The 18,193-nt window shown below is 62.2% G+C and carries 18 protein-coding genes; 11 read left to right on the forward strand and 7 right to left on the reverse strand.

Annotated elements, in window-relative coordinates; genetic code table 11:
* Positions 1-11: 11 nt before the first annotated feature.
* From kdgD to FJ936_RS28345, 4 genes are all read right to left on the reverse strand, one after another.
* The gene (gene kdgD / locus FJ936_RS28330) at positions 12-959 is read right to left on the reverse strand and encodes a 5-dehydro-4-deoxyglucarate dehydratase (protein WP_141907288.1); all 948 of its coding nucleotides are present in this window, start codon (positions 957-959) and stop codon (positions 12-14) included.
* Positions 960-1,024: 65 nt separating this feature from the next.
* Complete coding sequence (locus FJ936_RS28335; protein WP_141907289.1) at positions 1,025-1,855, reverse strand: ATP-binding cassette domain-containing protein; 831 nt, start codon at positions 1,853-1,855, stop codon at positions 1,025-1,027.
* Positions 1,852-2,919, reverse strand: a complete 1,068-nt coding sequence (locus tag FJ936_RS28340; protein WP_141907290.1) for an ABC transporter permease — start codon at positions 2,917-2,919, stop codon at positions 1,852-1,854. Before FJ936_RS28340 ends, FJ936_RS28335 begins: the two co-directional genes overlap by 4 nt.
* 111 nt (positions 2,920-3,030) lie before the next feature.
* Positions 3,031-4,122 (reverse strand): sugar ABC transporter substrate-binding protein, encoded by a 1,092-nt coding sequence (locus FJ936_RS28345; protein WP_141907291.1) that lies wholly within the window; start codon positions 4,120-4,122, stop codon positions 3,031-3,033.
* A 182-nt stretch (positions 4,123-4,304) separates the two neighbouring features.
* Here FJ936_RS28345 and FJ936_RS28350 point away from each other — a divergent pair, with 182 nt between their 5' ends.
* Positions 4,305-5,333, forward strand: coding sequence for an aldo/keto reductase (locus FJ936_RS28350; protein ID WP_141907292.1), 1,029 nt, complete (start codon positions 4,305-4,307; stop codon positions 5,331-5,333).
* Between the two features lie 219 nt (positions 5,334-5,552).
* On the opposite strand, the gene FJ936_RS28355 is transcribed toward FJ936_RS28350, so the two are convergent.
* On the reverse strand, positions 5,553-6,257 hold the full coding sequence (locus FJ936_RS28355; RefSeq protein WP_246680568.1) for a hypothetical protein: 705 nt from the start codon (positions 6,255-6,257) through the stop codon (positions 5,553-5,555).
* Between the two features lie 315 nt (positions 6,258-6,572).
* Between FJ936_RS28355 and FJ936_RS28360 the strand changes: the two genes are divergently transcribed.
* On the forward strand, positions 6,573-7,355 hold the full coding sequence (locus FJ936_RS28360; protein WP_140789513.1) for an alpha/beta hydrolase: 783 nt from the start codon (positions 6,573-6,575) through the stop codon (positions 7,353-7,355).
* Between the two features lie 208 nt (positions 7,356-7,563).
* Positions 7,564-8,529 carry a helix-turn-helix domain-containing protein gene (locus FJ936_RS28365; protein ID WP_210245832.1) on the forward strand — a complete coding sequence of 322 codons (966 nt, stop codon included), beginning with the start codon at positions 7,564-7,566 and terminating at the stop codon, positions 8,527-8,529.
* Positions 8,530-8,603: 74 nt separating this feature from the next.
* On the opposite strand, the gene FJ936_RS28370 is transcribed toward FJ936_RS28365, so the two are convergent.
* Complete coding sequence (locus FJ936_RS28370; RefSeq protein WP_141907294.1) at positions 8,604-10,253, reverse strand: GMC family oxidoreductase N-terminal domain-containing protein; 1,650 nt, start codon at positions 10,251-10,253, stop codon at positions 8,604-8,606.
* Between the two features lie 824 nt (positions 10,254-11,077).
* Between FJ936_RS28370 and FJ936_RS28380 the strand changes: the two genes are divergently transcribed.
* The 4 genes from FJ936_RS28380 (at position 11,078) to FJ936_RS28395 (ending at position 14,221) form a co-directional block, all read left to right on the forward strand.
* Entirely contained in the window at positions 11,078-12,130 is a 1,053-nt protein-coding gene (locus FJ936_RS28380; protein WP_141907295.1) for a 3-oxoacyl-[acyl-carrier-protein] synthase III C-terminal domain-containing protein, read from the forward strand.
* On the forward strand, positions 12,127-12,630 hold the full coding sequence (locus FJ936_RS28385) for an isoprenylcysteine carboxylmethyltransferase family protein (protein WP_141907328.1): 504 nt from the start codon (positions 12,127-12,129) through the stop codon (positions 12,628-12,630). The genes FJ936_RS28380 and FJ936_RS28385 overlap by 4 nt, the downstream gene beginning before the upstream one ends.
* A gap of 179 nt (positions 12,631-12,809) precedes the next feature.
* Positions 12,810-13,805, forward strand: a complete 996-nt coding sequence (locus FJ936_RS28390) for a helix-turn-helix domain-containing protein (RefSeq protein WP_141907296.1) — start codon at positions 12,810-12,812, stop codon at positions 13,803-13,805.
* Between the two features lie 155 nt (positions 13,806-13,960).
* Entirely contained in the window at positions 13,961-14,221 is a 261-nt protein-coding gene (locus tag FJ936_RS28395) for a hypothetical protein (RefSeq protein ID WP_141907297.1), read from the forward strand.
* A 444-nt stretch (positions 14,222-14,665) separates the two neighbouring features.
* Here the strand turns inward: FJ936_RS28395 and FJ936_RS31015 are convergent, their stop codons facing one another.
* Complete coding sequence (locus FJ936_RS31015; protein ID WP_224530730.1) at positions 14,666-14,878, reverse strand: hypothetical protein; 213 nt, start codon at positions 14,876-14,878, stop codon at positions 14,666-14,668.
* On the opposite strand from FJ936_RS31015, the gene FJ936_RS31020 reads away from it, so the two are divergent.
* The 4 genes from FJ936_RS31020 to FJ936_RS28415 all read left to right on the forward strand — a co-directional run bounded on the left by FJ936_RS31020 (position 14,837) and on the right by FJ936_RS28415 (position 18,109).
* On the forward strand, positions 14,837-15,058 hold the full coding sequence (locus tag FJ936_RS31020; protein WP_224530710.1) for a BA14K family protein: 222 nt from the start codon (positions 14,837-14,839) through the stop codon (positions 15,056-15,058). The two genes, FJ936_RS31015 and FJ936_RS31020, sit on opposite strands and share 42 nt — an antisense overlap.
* A 138-nt stretch (positions 15,059-15,196) precedes the next feature.
* Entirely contained in the window at positions 15,197-15,682 is a 486-nt protein-coding gene (locus tag FJ936_RS28405; RefSeq protein WP_181763185.1) for a DUF3455 domain-containing protein, read from the forward strand.
* Between the two features lie 176 nt (positions 15,683-15,858).
* Positions 15,859-16,527: a CatB-related O-acetyltransferase gene (locus FJ936_RS28410; protein ID WP_141907300.1), complete on the forward strand. Its 669-nt coding sequence runs from the start codon at positions 15,859-15,861 to the stop codon at positions 16,525-16,527.
* Positions 16,528-16,564: 37 nt separating this feature from the next.
* Positions 16,565-18,109 (forward strand): class I adenylate-forming enzyme family protein, encoded by a 1,545-nt coding sequence (locus FJ936_RS28415; RefSeq protein WP_181763186.1) that lies wholly within the window; start codon positions 16,565-16,567, stop codon positions 18,107-18,109.
* The last annotated feature ends 84 nt before the right edge of the window (positions 18,110-18,193 follow it).

Below are 18,193 nucleotides of genomic sequence, written 5' to 3' on the forward strand. Positions count from 1 at the left end.
TCATCCCGTCCCTACGCCAGCTCCGCGACCGGCATCTCGCAGGACTGCATGAGATCAGCGAGCTGCCGCTCCTCATCATCGGTCAGGTCGAGAAGCGGCGACCTGACCGGGCCGCAATCGATGCCGGCGATGCGCGCACCGGCCTTGACTATCGACACGGCATAGCCGGCGCGTCGGTTGCGGATGGCGAGGTAGGGCAGGAAGAACGAGCGGATGAGGTCGTCGACTTCCGTCTTGTGGCCGGCGCGCAGCGCATTGAAGAAGCGCAGCGCAATCTCGGGCGCGAAATTGTAGATGGCCGACGAATAGGTCGTCATGCCGATGGCGGCCGCCGCACTCGCATGGACCTCAGCCGTCGGCATGCCGCCGATGAAGACCAGCCGGTCGCCCATGCGGTAGCGTGTGGCGGTAAGCAACTCGATGTCGCCGACGCCGTCCTTGAAGCCGATCAAATTAGGGCAATCCTGAGCCACACGCTCGAGCGTCTCGGGTGTCAGAATGGCATTGTCCCTGTTATAAGCGATCACGCCAATGCCAACCGCGCGGCAGATGGCGGTCAGGTGCCGGCGCAAGCCCTCCTGCTCCGACTTGACCAGATAGGGGGGCAGCACCAGCAAGCCATCGGCGCCATTGGCCTCGGCGGCCTTGGCGAACTCGACCGCCATATGCGTGCCGTAGCCGACGCCGGCCAGCAGCGGCAAATGATCAGGCACCTCGTCACACGCCGCCCGCACGACGCGCTTGTATTCCTCGAGCGTCAGCGAAAAGAATTCGCCCGTGCCGCCGGCGGCGAACAGCCCGCTGGCGCCGGCAGCGCCTTGGCTGGCGACATGGGCGCGGTAGCTGTCCTCGTTGAAGCCGCCGTCATCGTCGAAAAAGGTCAGCGGAAAGGACAGCAGGCCACGGCCAAGGGATCTGGTCAGTTCGGTGGGTGAGAACGTCAAAACAAGCACTCCCATGCAAGGGGCCGGCCGATCGTGGTCGGGCCGGCGGGGATTGGTTCAGCCGTGACTTGCCGGCAGGTTCATACGGGGCCCGGCCGCACTTCAGCCGCGGCGGCGTCGATCGCCTTGCGGCCGAGGCCCGATTTGACGATGCGGATCAGTTCCTCCTCGCTGGTGTCAGCGGTGGACGCATCCAGCGCGACCTCGCCCGAATGCAGGAAGTTGATGCGGTCGCAGACTTCGAAAATCTGGTTGTAGTTATGGACGATCAGGATCACCGAGACCTGGCGCTGCTGGCGCAAATTCTGGATCAGGCCCAGCACATGCGCGCTCTCGCGCACGCCCAGTGCCGCCAGCGGTTCGTCAAGCACCAGGATCTTCGGTGACGAATAGATCGAGCGGGCGACCGCGATGCACTGGCGCTGCCCGCCCGACAGGAGGTCGACTGTGCTGTTGACGCTGGGAATCGAGATGCCGAGCGTATCGAGATAGAGCTGCGCCTGTTCGCGCATCTTCCTGTTGTCCAGCAGGTTCAGGCCAAAGAAGCGCTTGTGGTACTCGCGGCCCAGAAACATATTGTGGAAGACGCTGAGGTCGCCGATCAGAGCCAGGTCCTGATAGACGGTTTCGATGCCTTGGGCGCGCGCATTGCGCGGCGAGGCGAAACGCACCTCCTTACCTTGCGAGACGATCGTGCCGGTGTCGGGCTGGTGGAAACCGGACAGGATCTTGATCAGCGTCGACTTGCCGGCGCCATTGTCGCCGACCAGGGCCAGGACTTCGCCCTGGCGCAATTTGATCGAGACGTCGACAAGTGCGGTGACGGCACCGAAACTCTTGGAGATGTTGGACATCTCCAGCACCACGGATGCGTCCGGAGCCAGGGGCGGAATGGTTGTTTGATTGTTCATACGCGCCTCCGTGTGCGCAGGCGGTCGACCTGGATCGATAGGATCATCGCCGCGATGATGGCCGCGCCGAGATAGATGTCGGACACGGTGGCCTGGGCGCCGATCATCACCAGGCCGTTGTTGAGCGAAGCGACGACGAAGGCGCCGATCAGCGCGCCGATGACGGTGCCGGAGCCGCCAAGCAGCGAGGTGCCGCCGATGACCGCCGCCGCGATCGCCTGCAAGGTGAGGAAGGGGCTGCCGGCCTGCGGGTCGGCCGAGGTGAACTGCGCCGTGTTGATGATGCCGGCGAAGGCAGCGAAGCCGCCCGCGATCATGAAATTGTAGATCTTCATGCGGTCGGTGCGCACGCCGATCTCGCGCGCGCCGATTATGTTGGAGCCCGTTGCGATGGTGTGCAGGCCGAATGTGGTGCGGGAAAGCACCAGCGCCAGCACCAGAACCAGCACCACCGCCCACAGGAAGGGCGTGAAGGCGGTGATGCCGTGCCAGGACAAGAGCGCGTCCGATGGCTGGTAGAGGCTCTGGCCGAAGAAAGCGTTGAAGGGCTGTTCGACCGGCGCCACGATCGGCTGGCTGTTGTAGATTGAGACGACAATTCCTTGCAGGAAGAACAGCATGCCGACGGTGGTGATCAGCGACGGCACCTTGAAGCGCACGGTGATGACGCCGTTGATGGCGCCGACCAATATTCCGATCAGCACGCCGATCAGCGCGCCGACGGCCAGCGGCACACCATAGGTGACCGACAGCAGCGCCATGACATAGGGGGCGATCGAGAAGATGGCGCTGAGCGACAGGTCGATCTCGCCGGTGATCATCAGCATGACTTCCGCCGCGGCGATCAGGCCAAGCCGGCCGGTGTCGCGCAGCACGACGCTCATGAATTGCGACGACAGAAAGCCGCCATCGCTGCCGAACTGGAAATAGATGACGAGCACGGTGGCGACGACGGCGATGCTGGCCTCGCGATAACGGGACAAAAGGATCAGCAGCCTTTCCGTCATCGTGTGCGGAGCCTTGACGCCGGTCTTCTTCGCAGGCTTGGTTTCTGTGGGCGGCACTCTTGTCTTCCTGATTTCGAACTATGGGCGAAGAAGCGGCAGCCGTCGCCGCCCCCGCCACATCACCCCAAATGACGCGGCGAGAGCAGGTATTTCACGGGTTTGGCCGCGTCAGGTTGGCTCGACGTCGCTGCGACCCTCGAAGCGCGACTTGCCGACATAGGCGTCGACATTGTCCTTCGTAACATAGGCCTGGCTGGTGTCGCTGTTGGCCGGGCCGACGAGACCGCCGGAGAGCTTGTAGAGATACATCTGCTGCACCGGTAGGAAGCCTTGCAGATAGGCCTGCTGGTCGGTGGTGAAGTTGACATCGCCGGCCTTGATGAAGTCCAGTGTCTGCGGGAACAGGTCGAAGCCGGCAACCGCGCCGCCTCCCTTCACCAGGCCATATTTGTTGGACACGAAACCGCAGGCATAGGTGTCGGAGCCGCCGGTGCCGAACAGGCCGTTGACGTTTTTGTGGCTGAGATAATAGCTCTCGACACGCGAGATCTCGGTTGCCGGATCCGGACCGGTGTTGACGACATCGTAGGTGACGCCGCTGTTGGAGTCCTTGATCGCCTGGATATAGCCGTCGAGACGCGGCTGCGTGTTGAGCGAGCCGGGCACGCCGATCGACAGCATGACATGGCCGCCCTTGGGGATCAGCTTCAACCACTTCAGCGCCGAATTGTAGCCCGACTGGTAGAGCGGCTGGCCGACATAGGACAGGCGCTTGTTGGGGCTGCCGACCGCCACGTCGGCGTTGAAAGCGACGACCGGGATACCCGCCTGCGCCGCCATGTCAGTGGCGGCGTCAAAGGCGGTCGGATCGACCAGGCACACCGCGATGCCGTCCGATTTCTGCGCAATCGCGGTCTGCATGGCACTGACCATTTCGGAGACCACGTTCTTCTGCGAACCGGTCCACTGGTAGCTGCAGCCGAAGGCGGCGCAGGCATCCTGGATGCCGTAGACGGTCGGGGTGAAGAACTGGTCGAGAGTCACATGGCAGACGAAGTGGAATTTGTAGGGCTTCTTCGGCAGGCCGGGCGATGAATCGGCTGCTCGGACCGCGCTGATGCCCCCGGCCAAGCCTGCGCCCGCCAGTCCGCTGGCGAGGCCAGCCGCGCCCAGGCCAAGCTTCCCGGCCAGCGCGAAAGCGCTGCGCCTCGAGATGGCGGCATTCACCATCTCGGTGTGCTTCTTTGTTTCGTCGTCCATGCGTTCCTCCCTTGTCCCTTTGTAGGCGTTGCAGCATTAGTCATCTGGTTACATTGTTATATGACAACTTTTGTGTCAATGGTCTTTCGATGCCGAATTCAGGACGGGCCTTTGCGACTGAATGGCGGGGAAGACGGCGCTGGCTGGCACGAATGGACGATCACGGACTATAGGAAGAGAAAATGGCTGAAATCGAGTTCAGGGCTGTCAGTAAGGGCGGCTTGAAAGTGACGACCATCGGGCTCGGCGGCACCGGGCTGGGCAACATGTACCGCGCCGTCGATACCGACGCCGCGGTCAAGACCGCGCAGGCGGCCTATGACAACGGCATCCGCTATTTCGACACCGCACCTGTCTATGGCTTCGGCGTCAGCGAGACACGGCTTGGGCTGGCGATCAAATCCTTACCCCGCGCGGACATCGTCATCTCGTCGAAGATCGGCTACGACCTCGTGCCGATCCCGCCGGAAGAGCTGAAACCGGCATTGTGGGACCAGCCCGGTTCGTTCCGCGCCGAGTTCGACTATTCACGCGATGCGGTGATGCGTTCGCTCGAAGGCACGCTGAAGCGTCTTGGCATCGACTATGTTGACATGGTCTCGATCCACGATCCCGACGAGGCCATTCATTTTGCTGCAGGCGAGGATCCATATGCCCGGAGCCGCTTCCGGGAAGCCATGGACGGCGCCTATCCGGCGCTCGACGAACTTCGCTCGCAAGGCGTCATCAAGGCGGTCGGCGTCGGCATCAACCAATGGCAGATGCTGTCCGATTTCGTCGTGGCTGGAGCGTTCGACTATTTCCTGCTCGCCGGCCGCTACACGCTGCTCGAACAGGAGCCGCTGTCGACCTTGCTGCCTCTCTGCGAGCAGCGCGGAACCAGGATCATCATCGGCGGGCCCTACAATTCCGGCATCCTGGCGACGGGCGCCGTCAAGGGCGCGACCTTCAACACCAAGCCGGCGCCTGAGCCGGTGCTCGAACGTGTCCGCCGCATCGAGGCGGTGTGCGCCAGCCACAAGGTTTCGCTGCCGGCGGCGGCGCTCCAGTTCCCACTCGGCCATCCCCTGGTGTCGAGTGTCATCCCGGGCGCCCGCTCGGCCGAGGAGCTGAAACAGAATTTGGCCTATCTGCGCGAGGATATTCCGCCAGCGCTGTGGACCGATCTGAAACGCGAAGGGTTGATCGAACCCGACGCGCCGTCCCCCTGAACATCATTGATCTTGCACCGAAAGATATGCCGCGGTTGGAGCGGCTAACTCTCTGTTGTGAGCAATTCCGGACGGAAAACCGTTTCACACTTTTCCTGGAATTGCTCTAGTCCGGCAGACCTGCCAACTGCATAGCTTCGGTAACTTCACCCAGAATGCTGGGCGCTATCCCGACCGCGGCCGACCAACCCCCGACCGTGAAATGCGGGTCGAGCGCCGTCAGCCGCGTGCCCGCCCCTCCTCGATGCGGCCAAGCCGTGCCAGCGGCGCCGCCAGCCAGCCATGCAGGATGCTGAAGCCGGGATTCATCTCTACAGCCCGGCGGCCGGCCGCGACCGCTTGCTCGTGCCGGCCGGAGAGAAAATTGCCGAAGCCGACATTGCCTGTCGGCACGCAGCTCATGGCGTCCAGCGGGGAGAGCCGCATCGCCTGCTCGCACCAGTCGATGGCGCGCGCCGCCTGGCCGCCATAGGCCACTGGCATGCAGCCGAAATGATAGACGAAGGCGCACGAGGCGCTGAGGGCGAGGGCCTGCGAGAACGCCTCGTCTGCGAGCCTGCGATCATGCTCGACTAGGCCTATGGTGAAGCCGGCCAGCGCCAGCGCCAGCGCCATCGCGTCGCCGGCCCCATGCTCGATCGCCGCATGCGCATGGCGGGCCGCCTTGTCGCGGTACTCGCTTTGAAGGCCGCCGCGGATGAACAGCGTCTGGTGCGCCCAGGCGGCGAAGCCGTGCGCCAGCGCGTAATCTGGCTCGATGGCTAGCGCTTGGTCGAGCAGCGGCAGGCCCTTGGCGGCACCCTGCGGCATGAAGATGTAAACGTCGGGCAGGGCGCGCAAAATCAACGCGAAATTGGTCTTGATGGACCTATCCCGATAGAGCTTCGACCCCCAATGCGATTCGACAGATCCAAACGCAGACAAGCACACTTTCGTGTGACGCGAAGGGCGAACGCGGCAGCCAATGGTGCTGATCCCTGTTTTGGTTGCAGCCAAGCGGTGTTGCAGACACTGGCCGTATGCATTGATGTTTCGCAAGCGCGCGACTCCGCCCTAGGGCTGAGAGATCCTGGACCTCCTCCCATCAAAGACGTGGCAGCGATCACGAAGCGGTGACGGCTGTAACGAAGGCTCGGCCGGCTGCGAAGCTTGTGTAGGGCGGTATGTATTTGCCGCTCGTCTCGCTCGAAGTTTCGATGCGAGTTGATTTCAACTCAGCTATCCTCCCAAGGAACTACAATCATGATCAATAGGCGTACTTTCTCGACCGCGCTCGCCGCTGGAATGGCAACAACCCTGCTGGCCGGCGCCGACAAGGCCCGAGCGCAGACAGGCTCCAAAATTGGCAATGTCGTCCTGGTGCATGGCGCGTATGCCGATGGCTCGTGCTGGTCGGAGGTAATTGGCATTCTTCAGAAGGCCGGCCTCAACACAACCGCCGTCCAACATCCGCTGACCACTCTGCAGGCCGGTGTCGAGGCAACGCGGCGCGCGATCGCGCTTCAGGACGGACCAACCGTGCTTGTCGCACATTCCTTTGCCGGCATGATCGTCACCGAGGCAGGGGTGGATCCGAAGATCGCTTCACTCGTCTACGTCGCGGCGCGCGCACCCGACGCCGGCGAAGACTATACCGCACTCGCCAAGACTTTTGCGGCGCCGCCGGCCTCTGCCGGCCTCGTCTGGTCCGGAGGCTATGGCAAGCTCACCGAGGAGGCTTTCCTGCGGGATTTCGCCGGCGGTATTCCTCGTGAGAAGGCGCGCATCCTTTATGCCGCCCAGGCACCGATTTCAGCTAAGCTTTTCACCGGAAAGACGACAAATGCGGCCTGGCGCTCGAAGCCGAGCTGGTACGCTGTCTCGGCCGAGGATCGTACGATCAACCCGGATCTCGAGCGCTTCATGGCCAAGCGCATGAACGCAAAGACCATCGAAGTGAAGGCAAGTCACTTGTCGCTGATTTCTCATCCGCACGAGATTGCCCAGCTCATCCTGGAAGCTGCGGGGCGGCAAAGCGCCTGACGCGGCTTCGAATAAAGGCGGTGCGCAAGCCGCCGCCTCCGCGGTGCGTCCCTGTCAGTCAAGCGAACTGGCGGGAGCTGTTCGCTAAGGCCGAGACGTCGCTGAGCATCGCTCACGATTCATCACGTCCCTGCGATTGGCCGGTTCAAACCGCAGAAAGACCGACGGCCAGTCGTTTGTTGCCAGAGAAGCCACAAAAATGGAGCCAATGATGTTTCAAAGCGACGCTGGTATCGCAGCGCCACAATTGGATTTCGAGGCGTGGAGAGATACGCTCCGAACGATGTGCGGGCGCTACAATCCGGAAGGCTCCGGACCCGACGCCTTTGCCGGTTGGGTGTCCCCCGTTAATGTCTGTGGATTCATGGCACTGAACATGGGTTGCAACGCTGAGCGGATCGAGCGGACCTATCGGGACGCTCGTCTGGACAGCGTAGATCACTACTTCGCCGTCTTTCAGGTCGCTGGCCACTCTGCGATGAGCCACAACGATCAAGCCGTCGAACTTGCCCCGGGCGATGTCGCATTCGTGGATTCGGCTCGGCCGGCGACCTACTTCGCCAACAATGGCAGCGAGGCCTGGAATACCGTCACCCTCAATTTGCCACGCCAGTCGCTTCTATCCCATCTTGGATTCGAGCCACAGGGCGGGATGTGCCGGCCCGGAGGAACGTCTGCCGGACGTCTGCTCTTCGATCTTATTCGTGATGCCGGTCGGGCCGATGGATCGGCCTCGTCGCCGGCCGAGTCCTACATGCAGCTGGCAGTTTACGATCTGGTCGGCGCGCTGTTTGGCCCGTCCGACCCGTGGCAGGGCTCGCGTCATTCCGACACGTTGTTCCGCCGCATCCGCGGCATCATCATGGAGGGCGCCGCCGACCCGGATTTCGGTCCCAACGAGGTCGCGGCTCAAGCGGGGATATCGCTGCGCTATCTTCAGAAGCTGTTCACGGAGCGCGGCTCGACGTGCAGCGAGTGCATTTTTTCGTTTCGTCTGGATCAAGCCGCGCGCCTTGTGCAGTGCCGGATATCATCGGGAACAAACCAGCCTTTGGCCGAAATCGCCTATGACTGCGGCTTTCGCGACTACACGCATTTCGCCCGAAAATTTCGCCATCGCTTCGGTCATCCGCCAGGCGCTCATTCAGAAGAACTCGATCGCACCGGGAACTGAGCAGTGCGCCCCAAGGCGAGATCAGGCGTCGGGGCTCACGACGCCTGATCTCCGGCGCTTTGGTGGACTGATAGTTAAGCCGGGATGTGGCGTGCCCCGTTTTCTTCAGCGAGCGTTGCTGCTTTTCTGATGAACGCCGCGGCCTTCTCTCCGACGATCACGCAGGGCGCCATGGTGTTGCCGGTGGTCACTTGCGGCAGGATCGAGCCATCTGCGATGCGCAGATTGTCGATGCCGTAGACCTTGAGCCGATCGTCGACGACGGACATCTCATCGCGGCCCATCTTCGCCGTGCAGGTCTGGTGATGGATTGACGAGGCGGCATCGCGAGCGAAGTTCTCGAGTGCCCATCCCGTCAGATTGCCGGGCATCACCTCACGCTTGACGAACGGCCTCATGGCCGACGAATTGCCGATCTCGCGGCACAGCTCGACCCCACGCAGCAACACCTTCATGTCGGCGGGATCGGAAAAGGTACCGGCCACGATCTCGATGGGATCGGACGGCTTTGGCCCGGCGATCCGCAATCTGCCGCGGCTGCCAGGGCGTGCAAGGCTGGCCAGCAGCGTCCACGAGCCAGGAGGCGGCGCGAAATGGGCGACTTCCGGAGTGGAGAACGGAAACTCTCCCACGAGTCCCTGCAAATCCGGGGTGGCGAGCGACGCATCGCTCTTCCAGAAGAAGGTCGCTTCTCCGCCGCTGTTGCGAAGCGGCAGCGGCGTCCGATATTCGAAGACACAGGGAACCGCGATGTGGTCCTGAAAATTGCGACCAACGCCCGGAAGATGCTGCACCACCTCAATACCGGCCGCGGTCAGGTCGCCCTCATCGCCGATACCCGATTGCATCAGCACCTTGGGCGTGTTGATGGCACCGAGCGAAAGAACTGTCTCGCAGCGCGCTATGATCCGATGGATAACGCCCTTGTGAAGAAACGCCACACCGACGGCGGTTTTACCCTTCAGAAGGACGCGCCTCACCAAGGCGCCGGTGAGCACGGTCAGATTTGGCCGATCCATATAGGGATAGGCATAGGTCCGAAAGACTGACTGGCGCCGGCCGTCACGGATGCGCAGATTGAACAGGGCCGCGCCGCCGTTGCCCTCCATCATCTGGCCGTTGTGATCGTCGAAGGCCGGAATGCCGACGGTTCGGGCGGCGTCCACCACGGCCGGCGCCACAGGATGCGGATCGCGCGCCGGCTCGACATGGACGAGGCCACCCTTGCCACGCCGCAAGGGGTCCGGCGCCCCTTGCCAGTCCTCAATCCGGCGAAAGATGCCGACGACGGCATCATAGCCCCAACCCGGATCGCCGGCTTCTTTGGCGAAATAGTCCCAGTCGTTCCGATGCCCGCGCGCCCAATTGGTGACGTTGACGCTCGAGCCGCCGCCCAGCACCTTGCCCATGGAGAGCGGCAGCCGACGGCCGTTGAGCGACGGATTGGGCAAGGCTTCAAAACCCCAATCACGTCTCGTGCCGAAATTGGCCGGCCATTGTGCCGGGTCCCAGACGCTTTGCACGTCATCGGTCCCGCCGGCCTCGAGCAACAGCACCGAGGCGTCGCCGGTCTCCGCGAGACGGCGCGCCACCACCGATCCCGATGATCCTGATCCGCAGACGATGAAATCGTAGGACGGTCGGATATCGGCCGCGAGTTGGCGCTGATTGGCGTGGATGCGAGCATCGAGCTCGGATGTTGCGGTGGTTCTTCCCGACGTCATGCTGGATCTCCCTATGTGGGCGGTGTTGACGGACATTTTTGAGAGTGGCGGCGCTTTGCCGTGGTCCAGGTCGGGCCGAGATTGCGAATGATCGAGATCGGCGTCCGATCGTGCACTATTCCGCCAGGCGCGCTGGCTGCTGTTCCGGCAGACGGCCGTGTTGAACAGCCGCGTAAAGGATCTCTCCGCGACTTAGGCCGATGTCCGCAAGCAGGCGGTCGTCCTATTGCAGCAGTTTCATGATGTCGCGCCGGATCTGACGCCGATGCCTGAACCAAGCCGCAAATTGTCTGACTGGTTTCAGCAGACCCGCCCCCCAAGAGGAGATGCTGGGATCCGGCCCTGTTGAACCAATGCGGGGGTGACGCGTCTCCGAGGAGACGCTTGCGTCAAACATTCGGCGTCCACGGTCCCTGACCGGGAGCGCGGCAATGTGCCAGCCGTGCCAGCCGGCTGGTATCGAAAAGTCCGGAACTTTGGCATCGAGTACTTTGTCATCCATCCTGTGGTTTCCTTTCGAACGCGCTGAATTGGCAGCGAGGCTTACGGTGACGCAGACCGGGTGTCTTGAGCCGATGGCGCACTGAAGTCGGTACGGGCGCGTACTGTCTGCGACCTGTGCGTGGAATAGGCGATCAGAGCGTGACCAGCCGCCCCCTGGTGCCGTGGAACAGTGCGTTCCAATACGCTTGAAAGGGCGTCACAAGCACACGACGGCTGACCCGTCGGCGCATAACGTCCCGATGGAGATCCATCGAGAGTGGCCTTGCCATCGCGGCCAGCGTGTCGGTTCTCCAGCCTCCAACAGCGATCGGAGATCGGCCTTGCACAGGACAGTCAATCTTTCAGGCCTCGGCCTAGCGGTCCCGGACCACATAATCCGGCAGGCCGACGCCGCCGCCTTGGCCGAAAGCCTGTTCTCCGGCAGGATGAAGGGCTTCCGGCACCTCGCCCCCATTTTCAGCAATTCCGGCATCCGCAGGCGGCACACGGTCCAGCCCCTGTCATGGTTCATCGAGCCGCATGGCTGGGCGGAGCGCATGCAGGCCTATGTCGAGGGCGCAAGCCGGCTTTTCGTGGAGGCCGCGACGCTGGCGCTCCGGCAGGCGGGGCTCACAGCGCAGGACGTCGATTGCGTCGTCACCGTTTCGTCGACCGGCTTCTCCGTCCCCAGCATCGAAGCCCGCGTCGCCGGCGAAATGGATTTCCGTCCGGACATAGAGCGCGTCCCGGTCTTCGGTCTCGGCTGTGCCGGCGGCGTTTCCGGCTTCTCCATCGCCTCGCGTCTTGCGGCAAGCCGCCCCGGCGCCAGGGTGCTTCTGGTGGCGATTGAACTCTGCTCGCTTGCCTTCCGGCTCGATGAGCCGACCAACGTCAATGTCGTGGCGTCGGCCCTTTTCGGCGACGGCGCCGCCGCCTGCGTCCTCACTGTCGGCGAGGGTGGTATCGCGAGCGTGGAATCGACCGGCGAACATCTCTTTCCCGATACGCTCGACATCATGGGATGGACGGTGGACGACCCAGGATTGGGAATCGTGCTGGCGCAGTCGTTGCCGCATTTCGTCAGCTCTCGGATCGGACCGGTCATCGCCGAAATGCTCTCGGGCAACGGGCTGGACGTGACCGAAATCGACCGCTTCGTCTGCCACCCTGGCGGTGCCAAGGTGCTCGATGCCCTCGAAGGCGCACTGTCGCTGGGCCAAGGCACGCTCAACGACGAACGCCAGGTGCTTGCCGAATACGGCAACATGTCCTCGCCGACCGTGCTTTTCGTGCTCGAACGCGCCATACGAGCCGGTCTTCCCGAACGCTCGGCGATGATCGCCATGGGACCGGGTTTCTCGGTAAGCTGCATCACCTTGAGGAGGGCGGCCTGATGTGGACCTCTATCGCGCTCCTCGGCTTCGTCACGCTGCAGCGTCTGGCCGAACTCTTTCATGCCCGACGCAATACGGCGCGCCTTCTGGCCCGCGGCGGGCACGAGGTTGCGCCGCGGCATTACATCTACATAGTGGCGCTGCATGCGACGTGGCTGGCAGGTCTGTGCCTGCTTGCGCCGGCGCGGCCGATAGAGGCGGTCTGGTTCGCTGTCTTTGCCATGGCGCAGATCGCGCGGCTGTGGGTGCTGGCGACGCTGAAAACGCGGTGGACAACACGCATTATCGTTCTGCCAGATGCTCCGCTCATCGCTACCGGCCCCTACCGTTATCTGCGTCACCCGAATTACGTCATCGTCGCCATCCAGATCGCGGCGTTGCCGCTCGCCTTCGGCCTGCCTGCCTATGCAATTGGCTTTTCGTTGCTGAACATGATCGTCTCGGGCGTACGCCTGAAGGCTGAGAACATGGCGTTGGCCACCTGCCGCGTCGCTCCTTAAACGGAAGTGCCTATCCTCGACGCTCTCGATATCGCTGGGAATCGCGTTCCTCGTCTGGCGTAATTTACGACGGCCAGAGGTCATCGAGTCTGGGTCACAACTCATCACGTCTGCGACATAAGGCCGGCTCCGATGGCAGAAACACCTTACTTAAGGCGTTTCGAAGCGGGGGCCGCCTGATGGAGCCGATCATGTTTCAAACTGATGATATTTCCGGAACGCTGCAATCGGATTTCGAGGAGTGGAGAGATACGCTTCGCACCGCATGCGGGCGATACTACTCGGAAGGTATCAAACCCAATCATTTCTCCGGTTGGGTGCGCCCCGTCAGCGTCCGCGGTCTCACCGTGTTGGACATTGGTTCCAATGCGCCACGCGTAGAGCGGACCAATCGAGATGTTCGGCTCGATAGCGCGGACCACTACTTCGCGCTCTTTGCTCCCAGTGGCCAGTTGGCAATGGTCCACAACGATCAAGCCGTACGGCTCGCTGCTGGCGATGTTGCGCTCGTTGATGCGTCCCGGCCTGTGACATACACCGCCGACAACGGCGACCCATGGAATACTGTCGCTCTCAGTTTGCCACGCCAGTCGCTTATATCCCACCTTGGATTCGAACCACAGGGCGGAATGTACCGGCCCGGAGGTACGTCTGCCGGGCGTCTGCTCTTCAATCTCATTCGAGAAGCCGATCAGGCCGAAGGATCGTCTTCGTCGCCGGCCGATTCCTACATGCGGCTGGCGGTGTATGATCTTGTCGGTGCGCTGTTTACCCCGTCCGACCCATGGCTCGGCTCACGTCAATCGGACACGCTCTTCCGGCGTATCCACGGTATCATCAAGGATGGCTTCGCTGATCCGGATTTCGGTCCCAACGAGGTGGCGGCGGAAGCGAGGATCTCGCTGCGCTATCTCCAGAAGCTTTTCACGGAGCGCGGCTCGACCTGTAGTGACTGCATATTTTCGTTTCGCTTGGATCAAGCCGCGCGCCTTGTGCAGCGCCGTGCATCATTAGGAACGAACCAACCTCTCGCCGACATCGCCTTCGGCTGTGGCTTTCGCGACTACACGCATTTCGCCCGAAAGTTTCGGCATCGCTTCGGCCACCCGCCAGGCGCCCATTCGGAAAAATGTCATGGCGCCGGACAATTGAGCAGTGCGTTTTCGGACGCGTAAAAGTGCGTTGTGGGCTCACGACGTCCAACCCCCAGCGGACTAGATTCCCTTCATTCGTGTGATCCAGCGCGGGGAGGACGGGCTGTCCGTCTGAGGAGGCGCGCCGAGGACCGGGAGGAGGCCGGTTGGGAGGCCTAACCTCGAAGGAGTAAGTTATGAAAAACTCGACAGCGATTTTCACTACAATCGCGCTGGGCACCGTGCTGGCGATCGGCTCGGCAACGGCGTCGATGGCGCGTGGCGGCATGGGAGGCCATGGCGGCACGGGTCATGGTCATGGCGGCAGCGGCCATTCGATCGTCACGAGCAACGGCGCTGATGATAGCATGGGCATGGCTGGCGATCGGGACACCGGCCGCGGACATCACAGCCACTCGGATGGGTCTGGTCCATTCTGGCGGTTCGGCCAATATTGACCGACGCCCGGGACGCCGTGATCCGGCGCCGGGTGGTATCGTTGCCATGACCTGTGGCAGTGGCACATATCTTGATCGGCCTTGGCCTGCCACCGCTGCTCCTGTTCGATGGGCTAATCTTCAATCCGGTCTTTGCAAGCGTAGAGACCGGATTGGAGCGCGAAGGGCTGGCAGGCGTCGCGTGGCCGGGTGGCGGTCGCTCTTTGTTCTGCCCAAGCCAAGTATCCGCTGCCACATCGACAAAGAGAAACATCTTTTCAAGAGAGTGCGCGTTCGGACCGATGAAAGTGCGCCGTCAGCTCACGACGCGGAGCCTGCCCAAAGCTAAATTCCTCACTCGTGTGATCCAGCGCCGGGAGGGCAGACTGCCGTCCGAGGAGGCGCGCCAGACGGGGAGGAGATCGGTCGGGAGGCCCTAACTCGAAGGAGTACGTTATGAGAGACTCAGGTGTAATCTTTACGGCAATCGCGCTGGGCGCTGCATTGGTGATCGGCTCGGCCACGGTGTCGATGGCTCGCGGTGGCATGGGTGGCGGCCATGGCGGTCATGGCGCTGGTCGCGCCGGCGGCAACGATCCGATCGTCACGAGCAGTGGCGCCGATCACGGCAGGGGCATGGCCGGCCATCATGGCTCCGGCCGCGGGAACCACTTTCATGGTTTCCGCGGACATCACGGCTCGGACGCGTTTTTTGGGTTTGGTCCTTTCTGGGGACCCGGCAGCTACCAGGCCTATGATGACAGTTCCTCCGCCTATTGCGAGAGACTGTACCGCTCATATGACCCCGCCACCGGTACATATCTTGGTCGGCACGGGCTTCGTCACGCCTGCTCGTGATGCGCTTGCCCAATCTCTACAATCCGGACTCAGCAAGGCGCAGAGGCCGGATTGGTGCACCACCGCGGTCAATTCCGAGGCGAGAAAATACCTTCAAGAAAGCAGGCTGTCCCAATGTCAACGCTAGTCGCGTCCGTCGTGTCCCGCACTGTCGCGGCTCTTGCGCTGCTTACTGTTCCAGCGGTCGCTCAGGGCATTGCGCCCAAGCTCGTGCCCCCACAGGGGAGCACGCTCCTCGGCAGATATACGGCCAAGGGCGTTCAGATATACGTCTGCAGCGCCAATGGATCTGCCAGCGAATGGACCTTCAAAGCGCCTGAGGCACGGCTTGTCGATGCACAGGGCACGCCGTTCGCCAAACACTATGCCGGCCCGACCTGGGAAGCCAACGACGGCTCGAAGATCGTCGGCAAAGTATTGGCAAGTGAACCCGCTCCGAAGGCGGACGCAATTCCCTGGCTGCTGTTGTCGACGCAATCCGCGGCTACCTCGGGGGCATTGACCGGGGTGCGTTTTGTCCAACGGGTCAACACCTCCGGCGGAGCCGCGCCGACCGGCGCGTGTTCGACTGTCGGAACGGAGCGGCAGGTCGATTACACAGCCGACTATATTTTTTACAAGTGACCCAGCGCCCAAGCGTCGGTCTAACAGACTTTGATCCTAGTGGCGTTCGAGCGCTGCGCGTCAATACCGACGAAAGTGCGCCACCGGCTCACGACGTCCAACCTGATGGAGGCGAAGCTCGCGCACTTGCGGCGATGCTACAGCACTCGATCACCCTCAACAAAAGGAGCAACAAAATGCCGCCTGATCCCACCCACATCGTCATCCCCGGCATGATCGACGGCCAAGAGCGCAACACGGTGTTCCTGAAGCCCCTCGTCACCTCGCTGAACATCGAGGTCGGCGACTACACCTACTATAACCACGCCGACGATGCGACCGCATTCGAGACCCGCAACGTGCTCTACACGGCGGGGCCCGAGCGGCTGATCATCGGACGCTTCTGTGCGATCGCGAGCGGCGCCCGCTTCCTGCTGTCGGCCGCCAACCACCCAATCCTCGGTTCGACCGCATACCCGTTCTTCGTCTTCGGCGGCGATTGGCTCGAGCTCACCGCCGACCTGCTGCCCAGGATCGCGAGCCGCGGTGACACGGTGATCGGCAACGACGTCTGGATCGGGCGCGACGCGGTGATCATGCCCGGCGTGGCCATCGGTGACGGCGCGATCATCGGCGCCGGGGCGGTTGTCGCCTCCGACGTACCGCCATACGCGACCTTTGCAGGCAATCCGGCACGGCTGATCCGCCATCGCTATTCTGACGACGACATCGAGCGGCTGCTGCGCATCGCGTGGTGGCATTGGCCGATCGAGCTGATCACCGAGCACGTCCGCGCGATCTGGGCCGGCACGCCGGTCGAGCTCGAACAGGTGGCCGAGCGCGCCGGCCTCGTCGCCCAGCGTTGAGGCAGAATTACGCCTTTGCGTATCACAGGAGATGTTCATGACACCGATCCAGACATTGTATGATCGAGCTGCAAGAAATCAAAACGACACGGCCTTCATCGCCGCTGGTGACAAATGGACCTATGAACGGTTTTCGCGAGAAGTGCGTCGTGTGGCACGCGGGTTAGCTGCACGCGGCGTTCAGAAGGGTGACCGCATCGCCCTCCATCTACCGAATTGTCCCGAATTGGCTGTCACGGTTTATGCGTGCTTTCATCTTGGAGCGATCGCCGTCCCCCTGAACAACAGGTACAAGGGTGCCGAACTCAAGGCCATGCTACAGCGCTCAGAGCCGACGCTCTATGTCGGGCACGCGGAGCTCTATCGCGAGGTTCGCGCTCTGAGTTCATCAATAATTCCGCCGCAGCGGTGTTTTATCACCTGCTGCCAAGGTGACGATGGCGAAGAGCGTCGATGGGCAGAGCTGCAGATGGATCTGTTCTGGGACATTCCGTTTTCAATTCCAGTGTCGTCCGACATTGATGCGCCCACTTTGCTGCTCGCGACTTCAGGGACGACTGGCATCCCCAAATTCGTCATCCATACCCTCTCGACGCTCGCAGCAACTGCCGAGGATACCAAGTATGTCGGGGTCGACGGCAGCCTTGCTGCAATCATTGCCTGTCCCATGGTGCATGCCGGCGGCCTTTTCTCCTTCATCGGATGCATGCATCACGGCGCTCAAATGGTGTTGTTCGAGCGTTTTGATGCTGACGCGGTGTTGGATGCCATCGAGCAGCACGGATGCGGTTGGATGCTCGGCCTGACGTTCATGTGGACAGTTATGCTAGAAGCTCAGCGGCTGCGCAGGCGGAATGTCGAAACCTTGCGTTTCTGCGCATCCGCCGGCGACGTTTGTCGGCCGCAGTTGCAGCTGGAGTTCGATGTCGAGTTCGGCCTGCCGCTTTATTCGATTTGGGGAGCGAGTGAGGCGGTTGGCTGCCTTACCTTCGGGCTGCCGCCGGGGCCGATCAGCCGCGTTGCTCAGGGCGCGCACGTGCGGCTGGTCGATAATGCCGGGGCAACCGTTTCTCGGGGCGAAGTTGGTGAGTTGCTGCTGCGTGGAGCCAACGTCAGCGTCGGGTATTGGAACGGTCCGGGCGCGATCGAAAGTGCGCCAAAGGATGGCTGGTACCAGACCGGCGATCTCATGCGTCAGGATGACAAAGGCAATCTGTGGTTCATGGGTCGAAAGAAAGACATCATCATCCGGGGCGGATCAAACATTTCACCAGTCGAGGTCGAGGCTGTCCTGACCAGTCATCCCGAAGTGCAGGACGCGGCAATCGTCGGAATTCCGGACGATACATTCGGACAACGCGTGGTCGGCTTCGTGCAATTGGATTGCGATGCCCGCTCGGGAATTGAGAACGACATACTCGACGCCGCGAGGACACAGCTCGCCGACTATAAAATGCCGGAGCGTCTACAGGTGGTCTCGTCTATTCCCCGAAACGGCCTTGGCAAGACCGATAGGCGGGCATTGCTGGCCCTGGCGATTGACGCAGGCGCAGGGCAGGGCGGCGCGTTGGCGGCGGAATAGTGCGTATCAGTACCGGCGATTGTGCGCAGCCCGCTCACGACCATCGATCTTCAGCGACCTACCTTCCGCTACGAGCAGGCTCCT

Source organism: Mesorhizobium sp. B2-4-13 (assembly GCF_006658535.1).
GTDB classification, from domain to species: Bacteria; Pseudomonadota; Alphaproteobacteria; order Rhizobiales; family Rhizobiaceae; genus Mesorhizobium; species Mesorhizobium australicum.

What these genes read in the sequence shown, in the direction of transcription:
- kdgD (WP_141907288.1), bottom strand. Translation starts at nt 959, where the DNA reads ATGGGAGTGCTTGTTTTGACGTTCTCACCCACCGAACTGACCAGATCC.
- FJ936_RS28335 (WP_141907289.1), bottom strand. Translation starts at nt 1,855, where the DNA reads ATGAACAATCAAACAACCATTCCGCCCCTGGCTCCGGACGCATCCGTG.
- FJ936_RS28345 (WP_141907291.1), bottom strand. Translation starts at nt 4,122, where the DNA reads ATGGACGACGAAACAAAGAAGCACACCGAGATGGTGAATGCCGCCATC.
- FJ936_RS28350 (WP_141907292.1), top strand. Translation starts at nt 4,305, where the DNA reads ATGGCTGAAATCGAGTTCAGGGCTGTCAGTAAGGGCGGCTTGAAAGTG.
- FJ936_RS28365 (WP_210245832.1), top strand. Translation starts at nt 7,564, where the DNA reads ATGATGTTTCAAAGCGACGCTGGTATCGCAGCGCCACAATTGGATTTC.
- FJ936_RS28370 (WP_141907294.1), bottom strand. Translation starts at nt 10,253, where the DNA reads ATGACGTCGGGAAGAACCACCGCAACATCCGAGCTCGATGCTCGCATC.
- FJ936_RS28390 (WP_141907296.1), top strand. Translation starts at nt 12,810, where the DNA reads ATGGAGCCGATCATGTTTCAAACTGATGATATTTCCGGAACGCTGCAA.
- FJ936_RS28395 (WP_141907297.1), top strand. Translation starts at nt 13,961, where the DNA reads ATGAAAAACTCGACAGCGATTTTCACTACAATCGCGCTGGGCACCGTG.
- FJ936_RS31020 (WP_224530710.1), top strand. Translation starts at nt 14,837, where the DNA reads ATGGCCGGCCATCATGGCTCCGGCCGCGGGAACCACTTTCATGGTTTC.
- FJ936_RS31015 (WP_224530730.1), bottom strand. Translation starts at nt 14,878, where the DNA reads ATGAAAGTGGTTCCCGCGGCCGGAGCCATGATGGCCGGCCATGCCCCT.
- FJ936_RS28410 (WP_141907300.1), top strand. Translation starts at nt 15,859, where the DNA reads ATGCCGCCTGATCCCACCCACATCGTCATCCCCGGCATGATCGACGGC.
- FJ936_RS28415 (WP_181763186.1), top strand. Translation starts at nt 16,565, where the DNA reads ATGACACCGATCCAGACATTGTATGATCGAGCTGCAAGAAATCAAAAC.